This is a genomic window from Kluyvera sp. CHPC 1.251 (assembly GCF_036759945.1).
Lineage (GTDB): Bacteria > Pseudomonadota > Gammaproteobacteria > Enterobacterales > Enterobacteriaceae > Kluyvera > Kluyvera sichuanensis.
Genome location: NZ_JAPKIC010000002.1, coordinates 496,709 through 513,014 on the forward strand (window position 1 = coordinate 496,709; position 16,306 = coordinate 513,014).

The 16,306-nt window shown below is 54.2% G+C and carries 16 protein-coding genes; 1 reads left to right on the top strand and 15 read right to left on the bottom strand.

The window, feature by feature from the left end; genetic code table 11:
- Nucleotides 1-12 precede the first annotated feature (12 nt).
- The 6 genes from V6940_RS06675 to gpt form a co-directional block, all read right to left on the bottom strand.
- Nucleotides 13-2,583: a fimbria/pilus outer membrane usher protein gene (locus tag V6940_RS06675; protein ID WP_333495294.1), complete on the bottom strand. Its 2,571-nt coding sequence runs from the start codon at nt 2,581-2,583 to the stop codon at nt 13-15.
- 64 nt (nt 2,584-2,647) lie between these two features.
- Nucleotides 2,648-3,349 (bottom strand): fimbrial biogenesis chaperone, encoded by a 702-nt coding sequence (locus V6940_RS06680; RefSeq protein WP_333495295.1) that lies wholly within the window; start codon nt 3,347-3,349, stop codon nt 2,648-2,650.
- Between the two features lie 86 nt (nt 3,350-3,435).
- Nucleotides 3,436-3,948, bottom strand: a complete 513-nt coding sequence (locus V6940_RS06685) for a fimbrial protein (protein WP_333495296.1) — start codon at nt 3,946-3,948, stop codon at nt 3,436-3,438.
- 588 nt (nt 3,949-4,536) lie between these two features.
- Nucleotides 4,537-4,938 carry a sigma factor-binding protein Crl gene (gene crl / locus V6940_RS06690; RefSeq protein ID WP_333495297.1) on the bottom strand — a complete coding sequence of 134 codons (402 nt, stop codon included), beginning with the start codon at nt 4,936-4,938 and terminating at the stop codon, nt 4,537-4,539.
- Nucleotides 4,939-4,995: 57 nt separating this feature from the next.
- Nucleotides 4,996-6,240, bottom strand: coding sequence for an esterase FrsA (gene frsA / locus V6940_RS06695; protein WP_333495298.1), 1,245 nt, complete (start codon nt 6,238-6,240; stop codon nt 4,996-4,998).
- Between the two features lie 106 nt (nt 6,241-6,346).
- On the bottom strand, nt 6,347-6,805 hold the full coding sequence (gene gpt, locus V6940_RS06700) for a xanthine phosphoribosyltransferase (protein ID WP_010427903.1): 459 nt from the start codon (nt 6,803-6,805) through the stop codon (nt 6,347-6,349).
- Between the two features lie 257 nt (nt 6,806-7,062).
- Between gpt and pepD the strand changes: the two genes are divergently transcribed.
- A complete protein-coding gene (gene pepD / locus V6940_RS06705; protein WP_333495299.1) occupies nt 7,063-8,520 on the top strand; it encodes a cytosol nonspecific dipeptidase in 1,458 nt (485 codons plus the stop codon).
- A 90-nt stretch (nt 8,521-8,610) separates the two neighbouring features.
- Here pepD and V6940_RS06710 read toward each other — a convergent pair whose 3' ends face one another.
- The 9 genes from V6940_RS06710 to V6940_RS06750 all read right to left on the bottom strand — a co-directional run bounded on the left by V6940_RS06710 (nt 8,611) and on the right by V6940_RS06750 (nt 16,268).
- Nucleotides 8,611-9,054, bottom strand: coding sequence for a GNAT family N-acetyltransferase (locus V6940_RS06710; RefSeq protein ID WP_333495300.1), 444 nt, complete (start codon nt 9,052-9,054; stop codon nt 8,611-8,613).
- A gap of 2 nt (nt 9,055-9,056) precedes the next feature.
- Nucleotides 9,057-10,112: a DNA polymerase IV gene (gene dinB, locus V6940_RS06715; RefSeq protein ID WP_333495301.1), complete on the bottom strand. Its 1,056-nt coding sequence runs from the start codon at nt 10,110-10,112 to the stop codon at nt 9,057-9,059.
- 95 nt (nt 10,113-10,207) lie between these two features.
- Nucleotides 10,208-10,423: a (Na+)-NQR maturation NqrM gene (gene nqrM / locus V6940_RS06720; RefSeq protein WP_333495329.1), complete on the bottom strand. Its 216-nt coding sequence runs from the start codon at nt 10,421-10,423 to the stop codon at nt 10,208-10,210.
- A gap of 2 nt (nt 10,424-10,425) precedes the next feature.
- Nucleotides 10,426-11,649 carry an NADH:ubiquinone reductase (Na(+)-transporting) subunit F gene (nqrF, locus tag V6940_RS06725; RefSeq protein WP_333495302.1) on the bottom strand — a complete coding sequence of 408 codons (1,224 nt, stop codon included), beginning with the start codon at nt 11,647-11,649 and terminating at the stop codon, nt 10,426-10,428.
- 12 nt (nt 11,650-11,661) lie between these two features.
- The gene (gene nqrE, locus V6940_RS06730) at nt 11,662-12,258 is read right to left on the bottom strand and encodes an NADH:ubiquinone reductase (Na(+)-transporting) subunit E (protein ID WP_185669670.1); all 597 of its coding nucleotides are present in this window, start codon (nt 12,256-12,258) and stop codon (nt 11,662-11,664) included.
- Between the two features lie 6 nt (nt 12,259-12,264).
- On the bottom strand, nt 12,265-12,903 hold the full coding sequence (locus V6940_RS06735; RefSeq protein WP_333495303.1) for an NADH:ubiquinone reductase (Na(+)-transporting) subunit D: 639 nt from the start codon (nt 12,901-12,903) through the stop codon (nt 12,265-12,267).
- Nucleotides 12,896-13,690 carry a Na(+)-translocating NADH-quinone reductase subunit C gene (locus V6940_RS06740; RefSeq protein WP_333495304.1) on the bottom strand — a complete coding sequence of 265 codons (795 nt, stop codon included), beginning with the start codon at nt 13,688-13,690 and terminating at the stop codon, nt 12,896-12,898. Before V6940_RS06740 ends, V6940_RS06735 begins: the two co-directional genes overlap by 8 nt.
- Nucleotides 13,683-14,921 (bottom strand): NADH:ubiquinone reductase (Na(+)-transporting) subunit B, encoded by a 1,239-nt coding sequence (locus V6940_RS06745; RefSeq protein ID WP_185669693.1) that lies wholly within the window; start codon nt 14,919-14,921, stop codon nt 13,683-13,685. Before V6940_RS06745 ends, V6940_RS06740 begins: the two co-directional genes overlap by 8 nt.
- Before the next feature lie 3 nt (nt 14,922-14,924).
- Nucleotides 14,925-16,268 (bottom strand): Na(+)-translocating NADH-quinone reductase subunit A, encoded by a 1,344-nt coding sequence (locus V6940_RS06750; protein ID WP_333495305.1) that lies wholly within the window; start codon nt 16,266-16,268, stop codon nt 14,925-14,927.
- Nucleotides 16,269-16,306 lie beyond the last annotated feature (38 nt).

The window sequence follows — 16,306 nt, forward strand, 5'->3', positions numbered from 1 at the left end:
TTCATCAAGAGATTATTTCTCTACACAATTCAGATTCAGCTGCGGCAAATAGGTAATGTGGCTTTGTTGCTTATCTTTCTTCGGCAGCGTGAATTCAGCATGACATTGCTGATCGACCGCCGTGCCCCATTTCGCCGTCAGCGCTCCCACCTCTGGAACCCCGCTGAGGTAAACCTGCCCTGCATCCCCGACAATACCGGTATTATCATCAGTGCCGTCTATCGTGACCGTTGCGCCAAATGGAACGGCTTTACCGCCGTGGAGAAGGGTCATCAAAACACGAGCCCCCACTCGCGTTTTAAACTCGGCCAGTACGATGGCACCTGCCGTTGGAACCACGGACACGACGTTCTGCTTGAGTTCGACATCGTCACCCAGCGAGCTCGAATCCAGCGCAATGCGGCTACGTTTATAAGAGGAGAGATACGGCACAATCGCGTATCCACGCCAGTCCGTACGAATACCCGTCCCGTTCTGAACATTGACGCCTTCGGCATCACGCGCCCGAACCAGTGCGACAGAGGACATATCCCCCGATAATGATTGGCCCAGCGTTAGCCCATCAGCGTGAAGTAAAAGTGAGCCCTGCGCGCCATAGTTTACCTGGCGTGAATCGTGGTCGTAGTTGTACCCCCCATTCACGGCGCCATAGGTGCCACGATAGGTCGCCGTTGCTGCCCCGCTATTCTGCTGGCCGCGATTACCATAACCCTGCCCTACCGAATAGGAGAGATTGTTCGCTTCAAGCGCCGTACCGCTCAATGTGAGCTGATTATTTGAGCGCCCGTGCAAATCGTTGTTGGTATTTGCACTCACGTAGGAACCCGGCAGCCAGCGGCTTAACGGTACGCTGACGTTCAGCGAGAGCATGCGGTTATCGTTGGCATCACGCCCCGTGGTAGTGCTCCACGTATACATCAGCGTCCAGTTCACGCTATTCCATGAGTTGCTGTATCCCACGCTGATGTTGCGCTCATGGCCATCGTCAGACCAATAATCCTGCTGGTAGCCCGTAAACGAGAGCGAACCCCAGCTTTTCAGGTTCTGGGTAAAATTGAGCTGTACCCGACTACGTTTGTTTTTCAGGTAGTTATCATCGTCTTCATCGTGATAGTCCATCGCTTCACTGAAGGAGTAAAACCCCTTCGTGGAGTAGCGATAGCCCGCCAGCGTGACTGTCGAATCCGTCGCTTCAATCTCTTTTGAGTACTGGAAGCGGATAGACTGCCCCTCTTTTGACTGTCGACCAGACTCGTTTGGCTTTCTCAGCGAGGTATAGGCCTGGGTAACGTCTAAAGAAACCGACCCCAGCGAATTCAGGCCAAAACCAGAACCTAAAGCAAATGCAGTGTAGTTGTCTGCGGCCTGAAAACCACCATACAGCGTGACGCGATGCGTGAGGCCATAGAGTAAGGTGGCCTGCCCCATAATGGGCTCATCATCATCGTTATCCGGCGCACGGTATCGACCCGCAGTCACCGCATATTTTAAGCGCCCTTCGCGCTGCATAATCGGTACGCTTGAGAACGGTTGGATAAAGGTTCTGGTAGATCCATCCGCTTCTTTAATAGTGACTTCTAAGTCTCCGCCTAACGACGTGGGGTAAAGGTCATCAATGACAAAAGCCCCTGGCGTCACGTACGTCTGGTAAAGCACGCTGCCGTTTTGTTTGATGGTGACCTGGGCATTGCTGCTCGCGATCCCCCGTATCGTTGGGGCAAAACCGCGCAGGCTGTCTGGCAGCATATTATCGTCTGACGCCACCTGAGCCCCTTTAAACTGCACGCTGTCAAAGACATCTGAAGGGGTATAGCTGTCGCCCGCCGTAAAACGCCCGTTAATCGCGGGGATATCATGTTGAACATAGGTGTTGATAGAGTCCCAGGTGCTATGGGTCACCTCAGTGCCCGAAGACTGGCTCTTGTTATAGTTCCAGGTGCTGTAATTGCGCAGACGCCATCCACCAATGTTGATCCCGCTTCGCAGGTTGGTGAAATAGCTGTCACTTGTCCCGCCGCCCCGCTCCATACGGGTGTTGGACCCGGTAAAACGGTAGTCCATCAGCAGGGCTGGCATACCCTGGTCCCAATATTTAGGGTCAACGCTGCCCTGAGCGGATGGCTTCATGGCCACCTGAGGAATAGAAATGTTCAGACGTAAGCGAGAGAAATCAAACTGCGCGCTTGCCTGAGGGATTAAGCGAGGCAGATCGGTGATGATTTCAGCATCACGCAATGCGTTCAGCGCCACGCTGGTTGCCACGCCCCACTGTTTGAGCTGTGCGCTGGTGAGCGCTGGCTGCAATGCGCCATGTGCCCCTTTGGCGAAGGTGATATCAAGCGTATCTCGCGGAGCGCCGTTGAGATAAACATCTACGCGATACGTTCCCGGTAACTGGTTTCCCACCGTAGAAAATTGCGAGAGGTCGACAGGATGATAGTCAGCGTTATCGATCTTCAACGCGTTTGGGTTAAAAAACTCTTCTGCATGCCCCTGCTGAGGGAAAAGCATGCAAAGAAGCGTCGCAAGCGGCGTATACCGCCACGCTGAGTACCGCATTTTTTCTTTTTTTAATGTGTGCATATCCCTTTCCACACTTGATGTTACCCACTCCGCCGAACTCTCCAGGCCTGAACATAACCGCGTTTTAGCGCAATAACGTGGTCACCGTTTTGCTGTCTCCGCCATAGTCATTGATCAACTGCCATGCAACCTGATTTCCTGCCGCCGATGCGGGCAACTTATAGTCCGCGCTTCCTTTGGGCGGCACCATAATGTTTGTGGTATCAAACACTGCGCTGCCCATTTTCAGAGAGTAAAACGTCAGGTAATAAGGCGTTGGATTGGTAACATGAAGCTTATTGCCCGCCCGATTAAAGGTCACTGATTTGTAATCGTCTTCGGTAAGTCCCTTTAATCCGGCCGGTCGATAGAATAATTTGATGCGTGTTTTGATCGTAATTTGCAAAACGTTCTCTTCACTGCGGGAAGAAGAAGGAATGGATTTCACGTTCAGCCAATATACGGACTCTTTATCTTCAGGTAAGTCTCCGCCGGTGCGAATAATACGCACCCTATTTTCGCTGCCACTCTCAAGGCGAAATAGCGGTGGGGTAATCATAAATGGCGGTTTAGCCGCGCCTTTATTTCCCCCGGCAACACCATCCGCATCGGCCCACGTCTGGATAAGATAAGGTACTGAATCTGGATTTTTAATCGATAGGGAGGCTTCACGTTTACTGCCATCGTAGATAAGCCGCGTTCCGCCGACCACGATACCGGCTTGCGCGCTGCCGTTTAATAATAAAAAGGTCAGCAGCACTCCGCCGATTAACTGTTTTATATTCATGAACATTAACTCTGAAGGATCGTTATATCATTTCATCAATATGAAATAGTCTGCACATAGGGCATGTGCAGACTCGAAAATAACGATTACTGGTAATCGATAGTAAACTGGGTGGTGGCGTTCGCGGTACCGGCACCGACGGCCGCAGCCGTTGACACATAACGTCCCACTAAACTGATCGTGACCTGGTTGCTCGCGACAGCGTATTGAGCGGAATTTTCGCGCATAAAAAGAACGTTGCCAGAGGTGTCAGAGATTTCCACCGCAACATTGGTTGCCGTCATACCAGAATCCAGCGCCAGCAGCGCTTTATTGGTAGAGTCTGCGATGCCATCAAACGTCACGACTATGTTTTTTACCGTTTCAGGGCAACTGGTTAGTTTAATCTGGAAGTCTTTTGGTGCCGCTTTGTCACCTGCGGCAGTAAATGCGGTGGTTGCAACAGTACCTAATGAAACTTCCTGATTTTTTGAAGAAGAGTCAACGGTGCATGCCGTTGCCGTAATATTACCGACAAACTTAACTTCACCGTCAGCCGCGTGAGCCACGCCAGCCAATACGGAGCTTGCCATGACGACAGCCAGAAGTGTTTTTTTCATTTATCTATTTCCTGTTTAATAAATTCTCGCCTCTATCCTGGAGGCCATCCGTGTGTTCACTACTTTATCGATATTCCTGTATAAATAAGACAAATATTTATTATCGATAAATGCAAGCGTACCGAACGAATAAAGGAAGATCAACTTAAAATAAAATTAAAAACAGGAAACATCAGCAGCAGAAATAATACCAAATTGTATAAACTAAAGTTTATTTTTAAGTAAAGCACTAAATAGCACCAGAAAAAATATAGCACATATATCTACATATTATCAATGCGCTAAAAAATGGCATTACCAATACATTGATTTAAAAGAATTTAAACGCAAAAATGGCTTTCTTTTCGTCGATACATCAGTATCGATATTGATGATGATTATTGCTCTGGATAACCTATTTGTTCGCGATATTTTTATTTATCATTTATACATCAAATGATTTTTTAAAATGTCGCTCTACGTCAGTTAAATACGTTTAAAATATATAGCTATTGTTATTAACAAGACGTCATTATACCCAGAGGGCAGAATGACGGCTGTAAACTCACGTTATATTATTATATGTCCCCCTCAAGGAAGGGGGACATTTTATGCCGTACGCTTCACCACTTCATTGGCAAAGCCATCGGCGGGTTCCAGCGCCAGATCCAGCGTCGCCAGCAGATCTTTTGCCCGCTCATGGAAGCCGCGCAACGTTTGCTGCAGACGTTCAACGACCTCAGGGTCTTTGATCGCGACGGCCTGCCAGTGGCCATCTTTATCGAACAAGCCGAACTGGTAGCTGTAGGTGAAGCGGCGTTCTTCTGCTTCCATCTCCATCCACCAGCCCCAGAACTCACGCTTCTCCGGCGCAGGTTTCACGTTTACACATACCGCCAGACAGTCGAAAAAAAAGCGGTTATCTTCGCACTGTTCTTCGCGGATATAAGGGCCAAGCGCAGTGAATTTCTTGATCAATCTACTCTTCGGGTGTCCACTCGGTAACGTCATTGCGATCTCCTTTAGTGATGCAACTGTTTTACCAAATCAATAGAATTTAGCAATATATTAACAAAATCTATTATTGATCCACCCGGCAATTTCTTTCAGAGCACGATCGAAATTACGGTACACCGGGTTAAACGGGATCGGCATCAGTTTGCCCTGCGCAGATGACGAAACAATTAACCGCGACTCCTCTTCCGGGCTGAACGGATCGTTATCCCAGTAGCCCGACAGCATCGGCGTTGGGCAGCGTCGGCCCAGCAGCCCTTGAGTCTTCAACGAGTAGCGATTCAGTTCGACGCGCAGCGCTTCATCGGAGGCATCGTGCATGCCCAGGCGTGAAGCCAGCACGTCGAGATACATCTCCGGCACACGCCCCTGATGCAGCGGGTCGTTGAGCAGGCCGTGTACCACCGGGCCAAGACAGGCAACGGCTTTCAGCCGCGGCGCTTCCAGGTAGGCCAGGCGCACGGCAATGTTCGCACCGAAGCGGAAACCGAACGCTGCGACGCGAGTGTGATCGATCCACGGAATATCCGGCAGCGCGCGCAGCGCGTGCTGGTGCAGCATGCTGGAGTCCTGAGTCAGCTTCCATTTAGAGGAGAAGCCAATCGACGGCATGTCCAGCGTCAGCATCGCAATACCGAGCGGCGCGAAGTAGTGCTCATAAAGGCTGTAGTAATCGGTTTGCAGGCCATCGAGTCCGCCACACATCAGCACCGTTGGGAACGGGCCGTTGCCTTTCGGCATATGCAGGAATCCGGTCACCGGCGAGCCGCCGGGAATGGCAAACTCGAGTTCGCGAATTTCACCCGGTAGGCGCTGAGCCGCCTCTTCATAGGCACGGTTTGCCAGCGCCTGCGCCTGTTCGGCGAGATCGTCACCCTTCAGGTGCGGGTACGCTGCAATGCTATAAAGGTTAGAGGCGTGCAGCCAATGGCGGCCGCTGAGGGCTTCGTCTTGCTCCTGGGTCGCTTTCTGCTGCCAGAGCATGGCCTGAGAAGACCATTCATAAATCCAGTTACCGCCGCGATAGCCCACTACGGTGTCATACAGTTCGTCGTCGGTACGTTCGGCCTTGCTCATCACGATGCGCGCCTGCACGTCGAGAATTTCCTGCGGGGTAACACCGCGCCAGATCCACATCAGGCGGTTAATCATGCGGTACCAGTGCGGTACGTTATTGCCGCTGAGCGCCGATTGCATATGGGAGGTACTACCATTGTTGAACCGGCGTACCAGCGTTGACGTTTCAGGGTGTTTAAAGCGCGGCTTGAATAGCGTTTCGCTGAGATTAGCTTCTGGCATCACAAAACCTCCATAGATACTTTCCTGGATGTATTGTAACGCGTGGGGCGTTAAAAAAAACAACGCCCGGCATAACCGGGCGTTGGAAGCGCATTAATTGACTGAATTAACGGCCAGAGATAGGCGGCACAAACACCACGCCCATATCCCAAGGCTGCTCAATCCAGGTATCCTGCGGGATATCAATAACATAATCGTCAACCAGCGGACGACCAGCTGGTTTAGCGAAGATGGTGACGAAATGAGCTTTTGGATACATTTCGCGAATCGCTACCGCGGTACCGCCGGTGTCTACCAGGTCGTCAATAACGATAAAGCCTTCGCCATCGCCTTCAGCACGTTTCAGAACGGTCAGTTCGCGCTGGTTGTCGTGGTCATAGCTGGAGATGCATACGGTGTCGACGTGACGAATGCCCAGTTCACGTGCCAGCAGTGCGCCCGGTACCAGACCGCCGCGACTAACGGCGATAATGCCTTTCCACTGTTCAGAAGGCATCAGGCGTGCGGCCAGTTTGCGTGCGTGAATCTGCAACATGTCCCAGGTGACGACGTATTTTTCGCTCATGTGAAGTTGTCCCAGCCTATGTTATACGGCTTAAAAAATGTTCAAGGGGGAAATGGGTTGCGCGAGATTATAGAGATCTGACGCACTAAAAACCAGTGTTAAGCGGAATCCGGCGCGCTTTTTACGTGGTTTGTTCTACCGGAAGAGGCAGAAAGTGGTATTCTCAACCCCATCGCGCAAGCCAGTCTTGTGGTATGTGTATGTGCTAACCCTTTACCTGCAAGCGACTTTTGCAGAACGCCGTAAGGAGACTCACCGTGTCTGAACTGTCTCAATTATCCCCGCAGCCGCTGTGGGATATTTTTGCCAAAATCTGTTCTATTCCGCACCCTTCTCATCATGAAGAGCAGCTCGCCGCGCATATCGTTGGCTGGGCGAAAGAAAAAGGTCTTCACGCAGAGCGCGACCAGGTTGGCAACATTCTGATTCGCAAAGCCGCGACCCCGGGTATGGAAAACCGTAAACCGGTTGTACTGCAGGCCCACCTCGATATGGTGCCGCAGAAAAACAATGATACCGTTCATGACTTCGCCAAAGACCCTATTCAGCCGTACATCGACGGTGAGTGGGTAAAAGCACGCGGCACCACGCTGGGTGCCGATAACGGTATCGGTATGGCTTCCGCGCTGGCGGTGCTGTCCGATGCGTCCGTTGAGCATGGTCCGCTGGAAGTGCTGCTGACCATGACCGAAGAGACCGGCATGGACGGCGCGTTCGGTCTGCAACCAAACTGGCTGCAGGGCGACATTCTGATCAACACCGACTCTGAAGAAGAGGGTGAAATCTACATGGGTTGTGCCGGTGGTATCGACTTCACCAGCAACCTGCCGCTGACTCGTGAAGCGATTCCTGCGGGCTTCCAGGGCTTCAAGCTGACGCTGAAAGGCCTGAAAGGCGGCCACTCCGGCGGTGATATTCACCTCGGTCTCGGCAATGCCAACAAACTGCTGGCCCGTTTCCTGGTGGCTCACGCGAGCGAACTGGATCTGCGTCTGGTCGACTTCACCGGCGGCACCCTGCGTAACGCCATTCCACGTGAAGCCTCTGCTGCGCTGGCAATCCCAGCGGATAAAGCTGATGCGCTGAAAGGCCTGGTTGATACCTACCTGCACATTCTGCAAAACGAACTGTCGGCGAAAGAGAAAAACCTGACGCTGGTTCTGGAAACCCAGACCGTTGACGGTAAAGCGCTGACCGCCGCTTCTCGCGATGCGTTCATTCAGCTGCTGAACGCGACTCCGAACGGCGTGATTCGTAACTCCGACGTGGCGAAAGGCGTGGTGGAAACCTCGCTGAACGTGGGCGTGGTATCCATGACTGAAGATACCGCCACCATTCACTGCCTGATTCGTTCCCTGCTCGACAGCGGTAAAGATTACGTGGTGAGCATGCTGGAATCTCTGGGCGCGCTGGCCGGTGCGAAAACTCAGCCGAAAGGCGGCTACCCAGGCTGGCAGCCGGACGCTAACTCTCCGGTAATGCACCTGGTGCGTGAAACCTATCAGCGTCTGTTCAATAAGGTTCCGAACATTCAGATCATCCACGCCGGTCTGGAATGTGGTCTGTTCAAGAAACCTTATCCTGACATGGATATGGTCTCCATTGGGCCAACCATCACCGGGCCACACTCTCCAGATGAGCAGGTTCATATCGAAAGCGTTGGCCAGTACTGGCAACTGCTGACGGAACTGCTGAAAGCGATTCCGGCGAAGTAAGTTTTGAGCCGTTCCCGGCGGCGCTTCGCTTAGCCTGGCTACATTCGACGTAGCCCGACTGAGTGGAACGACGCCGGGGATATCACCACCCTACCTGATTTTTTCCATCCGATAGTTCACAAACGTCTCCCCGCGCGCTTTCACCTCTTGTTCTGCCACCACCACAAATCCCAGCCGTTCAAAACACGCTCTGGCCGTGATACTTGCTTCTACCGTTAACGTTCCCGTCGGGAGCCTGGCAAACAACGCTTTCAGTAGTGCGCTGGCGACCCCCTGTCGTGAATACGATGGGTCGACAAACAGCAGGTCAATATAAAGCTCAACGGCAGTAACAAAGCCCACCGGCACGTCATCAACCGTAGCCACCAGAACCAGAGAGTCGGCCATTTTTTGCCGCCATCGGGCTTCATCTACCTGCACCCAGGCGTTTACCTGGGCGGGCGAGTAGTGCTGGCTGGCGGTTTCCCGTACCGCGCGCTGAAAAATCTGGCACAGCGTGGAAAAATCACCGTCACGGTATTCACGAATCAGCATGGTTATATCCCTAAGAGAAGTTGCCTTTCCAGTTGCGGGTCGAGCAGCGTAACGTGCAGGCCAACCAGGCGCACCCCGCGCCCTGCACGGCGTTCCTGCCAGGACTGATAGGCCGTGGCAAGCAGATCGTCTTTGGTCAGCTTCGGCCAGACGTGCTCCTGGGTGGTTTGCTGGAAATCATTAAATTTGAGTTTTATTCCCTGCCGGGCAATACGCAGGTCCGGCCGGACTTTCGCCAGTCGCCGTTCCAGTTCGGGATAGAGACGCTCGACGATCGCTTCACAGTCGGCCCATTCATGGATGTCCTCTTCCAGCGTGCGCTCTACGCCGATCGACTTTCTCTGGCGATCGTTATGGATCTCACGTTCGTCGATCCCATGGCTACGTTCCCAGAGGATCCGCCCGAATTTACCAAAACGTTTGAGCAGCATAGCAAGGTCACTGTTTTGTACATCTTCGCAGGTACGCAACCCCATGCTTTCAAGTTTTGCGGCCGACACCTTACCCACGCCGGGGATTTTGCCAAGCGGCAGGGTTTTGAGGAAATCAGGAACCTCGTCCGGCGTCAGCACAAACTGGCCGTTAGGTTTGTTGAGGTCAGAGGCAATTTTGGCGAGAAACTTCACCGGCGCTACCCCCGCCGATGCGGTCAGCGAGAGTTCGTTAAAGATAGTCTGGCGGATCTCCTGGGCCATCAGCGTAGCCGACCCGTGGCAGTGGGGGCTCGCGCTTACATCCAGATAGGCTTCATCCAGCGACAGCGGCTCGATAAGCGAGGTATAGCGGGAGAAGATCTCCCGGATATGGTTGGACGCTTCACGATAGGCCTCAAAACGCCCCGGCAGCAGTGTGAGATGCGGGCAGAGCTTCAGCGCCATCCCGGTCGGCATGGCGCTGCGTACGCCAAATTTACGCGCCGGATAGTTCGCCGTGCTTATCACGCCACGCTGTACCCGACTGCCGCCGATGGCGATAGGGATATCGCGCAGCGCCGGGTTATCGCGCATTTCCACCGCCGCGAAGAAGCAGTCCATGTCGATATGGATTATTTTGCGCATCGTTAGCCCTCACTTACCACTGGATAAGTATACAGCACAACATTGGCAAATGAGAAGAATACAAATCGCCCGGCAGCGCCGGGCGAAGAGAGGAACTACAGGATACGGTTCTGCTGGCGCTGCGCGTCCTTCGCCATGCGTTTTTTACGCGCATCGCAGGGTTCAGGGCAGTTACACACTTTCTCCATCCCCAGAGAAGAAATTCCGCCACAGCTGCCCTGCAGGCTTTTCCGCTTCACGATATAGCCCAGCGACATGCCAAAAACCACCAACACAAAAATGCCGAACGTCGCCAGAAAGACCGTTAACATCATCAGCCTCCAAAATCATCGAGCATGATGTTTTCATCCTCAACGCCGAGATCTTTAAGCATTTTGATAACCGCAGCGTTCATCATCGGCGGCCCGCACATATAGAACTCGCAATCTTCCGGTGCCGGGTGGTCACGCAGATAGTTTTCATACAGGACGTTATGAATAAAGCCAGTATAACCCGTCCAGTTATCTTCCGGCAGCGCATCGGAAAGCGCGATATGGAAGGTGAAGTTCGGGTTCTCCTGCGCCAGCTTTTCAAATTCTTCCTGATAGAACATTTCGCGCAGCGAGCGAGCGCCGTACCAGAAGCTGATTTTACGCTTGCTGTGCAGGCGCTTAAGCTGGTCAAAAATGTGCGAACGCATCGGCGCCATCCCCGCTCCACCGCCGATGAACACCATTTCCGCTTCGGTCTCTTTGGCAAAGAATTCGCCAAACGGCCCGGAGATTGTCACCTTATCGCCCGCTTTGAGCGACCAGATATAGGAGGACATAATTCCCGGCGGTGCGTCAGGCGCAGACGGCGGCGGCGTCGCAATACGTACGTTGAGCATAATCATGCCCTTCTCGTCCGGGTAGTTCGCCATTGAGTAAGCGCGCAGAGTTGGCTCTTTGACGTCAGAGACGTAGCGGAACAGGTTAAACTTATCCCAGTCGCCGCGGTATTCATCCGGCACGTCAAAATCGGCATAAGCCACTTTATGCGGCGGACATTCAATCTGAATATAGCCCCCGGCGCGGAACGGCACGCTTTCACCAGCAGGAATGGCAAGCTTCAGCTCTTTAATAAACGTGGCTTTGTTATCGTTAGAGATAACCTCACATTCCCACTTCTTCACGCCGAACACTTCATCCGGCAGTTCGATTTTCATATCCTGACGCACGGCAACCTGACAGGCCAGACGGCAGCCCTCTTTAGCTTCGCGCTTGGTGATATGCGAAAGCTCGGTCGGTAGAATATCGCCGCCGCCCTCTTTCACCTTCACCCGGCACTGGCCACAGGAACCACCGCCACCGCAGGCAGATGAGATAAAGATACCGTTGCTGGAGAGCGTATTCAGCAGCTTGTCACCGGCCGGTGTTTTGATCTGCTTATCCGCTTCGTTGTTGATTTCAATGACCACGTCCCCGGCGTTCACCAGCTTCGATTTGGCAAACAGAATCAGCACCGACAGCACCAGCACAATCAGCGTAAACATCACTACGCCAAGTAATATTTCCATGATTAACGGCCCTTATAGCTGCACACCGGAGAACGACATAAAACCTAATGCCATTAATCCAGTGGTGATAAAGGTGATCCCTAAGCCGCGCAGTCCCGCGGGCACGTTTGAATATTTCATCTTCTCGCGAATACCGGCCATGGCGACAATCGCTAACATCCAGCCAATACCGGAACCAAAGCCGTAAACGATGGACTCGCCGAAGTTATAGTCACGCTGCACCATAAACGACACGCCGCCGAAGATGGCACAGTTCACCGCGATAAGCGGCAGGAAGATGCCCAGCGCGGTGTAGAGTGACGGGAAGTATTTATCGAGGATCATTTCTAGGATCTGCACCAGCGCCGCAATCACCCCGATAAAGGTGATGAAGTTCAGGAAGCTGAGATCCACGCCGTCAACCAGCGCGCCGTCGCGCAGTACCAGGTTATAGACCAGGTTATTAATTGGTACGGCAAGGCCGAGCACAACCGTTACCGCCACACCCAGGCCGAAGGCGGTAGAGACTTTCTTCGACACTGCGAGGAAGGTACACATCCCCAGGAAGAAGGCCAGCGCCATGTTTTCAACAAACACCGCGCGGACAAACAGGCTAATGTAATGAGCCATAATCGGTTACTCCTTTTCCTGCTGTTCCGGCTTCCAGCTACGCAGCGCCCAGATCAGCAAACCGATAATGAAAAACGCGCTCGGCGCGAGCAGGAACAGACCGTTAGGCTGATACCAGCCGCCGTTCTGCACCGTTTCCAGCACCGTGACACCGAACAGCTTGCCGCTGCCGATAAGCTCACGCAGGAAGCCGACGATCAGCAGAATGGCGCCGTAGCCCAGGCCGTTTCCGATACCGTCCATAAAGCTCGCCAATGGCGGAGATTTCATGGCGTAGGCCTCCGCACGCCCCATCACGATGCAGTTAGTGATGATAAGACCGACGAATACCGAGAGCTGTTTAGAGGTCTCGAACGCAAACGCGCGCAGTAGCTGATCGACGACGATAACCAGCGAAGCGATAATCGCCATCTGTACGATAATACGCACGCTGTTCGGAATGTGATGGCGGATCATCGAGATAAACATGCTCGAGAACGCCGTGACCAGCGTTACCGCGATGGTCATTACGAAGGCCGTCTCCAGCTTGGTGGTGACCGCCAGCGCCGAACAGACGCCAAGCACCTGCAGCGCAATTGGGTTATTTGCGATAAGCGGGCCAACGAGTACCCGCTTCATCTCTTTCATATCACCCTGCTCAGCCATGGTTCAGCCCTCCTTCACGCACCTGTTTCAGGAACGGGCCAAAGCCCATTTCACCCATCCAGAAATCAAAGCTGTGCTGCACCCCGTTAGCAGTGAGCGTTGCGCCGGACAGGCCGTCAACGGCATAGAGGTCACCCTGCGGTGCCGCGCCTTTCACCACGCGCAGCGCCGGTTTGCCGCTATCGTCCACCACCCGTTTACCCACAAACTGCGCACGCCAGTTCGGATTTTCAATTTCACCACCGAGGCCTGGGGTTTCCCCCTGGTCGTAGTAGGTAATGCCGCGGATGGTGCGCCCATCGGTGTCCAGCGCCACAAAGGCATACATCATCGACCACAGGCCGTTACCGTACACCGGCAGGACAATCTCCTGTAACTTCTGCTGCTCATCTTTAATCAGATAGATTTCCACCACGTTGCTGCGACGACGAATTCCCGCCGGGTCTTCGCCAGAGGCCAGCGCGACGCTTTGCGCTGGGTCTTTCAGCGCCTGGCTTTGGTTAAACTTCGCCGGATCTTTGTCGAGAATCTCGCCGCTTTTTAAATCCACCAGACGCGGTACAACGCGGGTCGCGTAGATCTCAGCGACCTCATCGGCGGACATTTTATCGTGCATCAGCCCGGCAACCGCCAGGATATTGCGCTGCTTATCCAGCGCGCGCTGCTCCTGCTGAAGAGGCTTAAGCCCAACGGCGGAGCCCGCCACCACGATAGAGCAGACCAGGCAAAGCACCAGCACCACCAGCAGCGTTTTGCCGATGCTATCGTTACTTTTATTTTCAGCCACGCGACTTCCTCCGCTTAATATTGGCCTGCACCACCAGGTAATCAAACAGCGGCGCAAAGAGGTTGGCGAACAGAATCGCCAGCATCATCCCTTCCGGATAGGCTGGGTTAACCACGCGGATTAACACACACATCACGCCAATCAGCGCGCCGTAGCACCATTTGCCTTTATCAGTAAACGAGGCGGAGACCGGGTCGGTTGCCATAAACATCATGCCGAAGGCAAAGCCGCCCAGCACCAGGTGCCAGTACCACGGCATGGCGAACATTGGGTTGGTGTCGGAGCCAATCAGATTAAACAGCGTGGCGCAGGCCATCATGCCAAGCATGACCCCGGCGACGATGCGCCAGGAAGCCACACGGCCAAAGATAATCAGCGCCCCACCGAGCAGAATCATCAGCGTTGAGACTTCACCAATAGAACCCGGGATATTGCCGATAAAGGCATCCATCCAGCTCACCGGCTGACCGGTAACGACGTTAACCAGCGACTCACCGCCGTGGCTCGCCCACTGGGAGAGCGGCGTAGCGCCGGAGAAACCGTCGGCCGCGGTCCAGACTAAATCACCGGAGATTTGCGCCGGATAGGCGAAGAACAGGAAGGCGCGGCCGGCCAGCGCCGGGTTAAGGAAATTGCGCCCGGTACCGCCGAATATCTCTTTGGCAATGACGACACCAAACGAGATCCCCAGCGCCGCCTGCCACAGCGGCATGGTTGGCGGAACAATCAGCGCGAACAGAATCGAGGTGACAAAGAAACCTTCGTTGACTTCGTGCTTACGCACGATGGCAAACAGCACTTCCCAGAAGCCACCCACCAGAAAGACGACAGCGTAGATAGGTACGAAGAACACCGCGCCGAGCATCATCATGCTGAGCCAGCCTGCGTCCGGGGCGAAGCTCACGCCCAGCGCCTGCGCCACGCTGTAGTGCCAGTTGCTGGCAATCACCTGCTGGAGCTGTTCAGCACCGTAGAGCTTGTGCAGCGCCGGAATGGTCTGCAGACCGACGTTGTACATCCCCCAGAACATCGCCGGGAAGACGGCGAACCAGACGAGGATCATCATACGTTTCAGGTCGATAGCATCACGAACGTGCGCCGCGCCCTTCGTCACGTGACCCGGCGTGTAGAGCAGCGTTGCCGTTGCTTCATACAGCGGGTAGTACTTTTCCAGCTTGCCGCCCTGCGTGAAGTGCGGCTCAACTTTTTCTAATAGCTGTTTTAAGCCCATCACTTAGCCTTCCTGCTCAATTTGCGTTAATACGCGACGTAAAACCGGCCCGTATTCGTATTTTCCTGGGCAAACGTAGGTGCACAGCGCCAGGTCTTCTTCATCCAGTTCCAGGCAGCCAAGCGCCTGCGCGCTGTCGGTATCTCCTGCCAGCAGGTCACGCAGCAGGACGGTTGGCAGGATATCCAGCGGCATAACCCGCTCGTAGCTGCCGATCGGGACCATTGCGCGTTCGCCGCCGTGCGTATCGGTGGAGAGGTTGAACAGCTTTTTCTTGAGGAAGTGGCCCAGCGTGGTGCGGGTGATAGAGAACTTATCCCGCCCCGGCGCAACCCAGCCCAGTAGCTCTTTGTCGCGCCCTTCTTTCAGCACGCTGACCTGCAGGTGGAAGCGCCCCAGGAAGGCGTGCGGCCCGACGGCCTGCGTGCCGTTCAGCACGGAGCCGGAGAGAACGCGGTTTTCACCGTCATGGAGTTCCCCCACCAGCATGGCGTCAAGATCCGCGCCGATACAGGTGCGCAGCAGCCGCGGTTGTTTCACCTGCGGGCCGCCGAGCGCAATAATGCGTTCAGTCCAAAGCACGCCGTCGAGGAACAGCTTGCCGTAAGCGATAACATCCTGATAGTTCAGGTGCCACACCTGCTTGTTCAGGCTCACTGGCTCAAGGAAGTGAATGTGAGTACCCACTAGCCCCGCCGGATGGGGGCCAGAGAACTGGTTAAAAGTCACTTGCCCCTGTGGATGCCCGCCCAGCTTACCGCCGCTGCCCTGGCAGACGTGAACTTTTCCGTCGGTCAGGCGCGTCAGGACGGTCAGCCCGGCGTTGAAGGCATCCCGCTGGGCGAAAATAATCGGCTGCGGGTCGGCCGCCAGCGGGTTGGTGTCGATGGCGGTGACGAATATCGCCGCGGGGTCGGTGCCCGGCACCGGCGTCTTGCTAAAAGGACGGGTACGCATCGCGGTCCACAGGCCGGATTCAATCAGCTGCGCGACAACCGTTTCACGTGGCAGCGTGGCCAGCTCATCGGGCGCGTAGGCGTTAAACGTCACGGCATCATCGCCGTCGATATCAATGACTACCGATTGCAGCACCCGACGCTCACCGCGATGGATGGCGCTGACGATGCCGCTGGCCGGGGCGGTAAAACGCACGCCTGGAATCTTTTTATCTTCGAAAAGCAGCTGCCCTTTGGCAACTCTGTCGCCCTCTTTGACCGCCATTGATGGGCGAAGCCCGATATATTCTTCACCTTTCACCGCAACACGCGTGACCGTCACATCATCAATGCGTTGCCCGTCGGGCAGGCCAGCTATAGGCAGATCGAGGCCTTTAGTTATTTTAATCATACTGTTCGCAGGTATCCGTTAACGACGACGTCAGATCG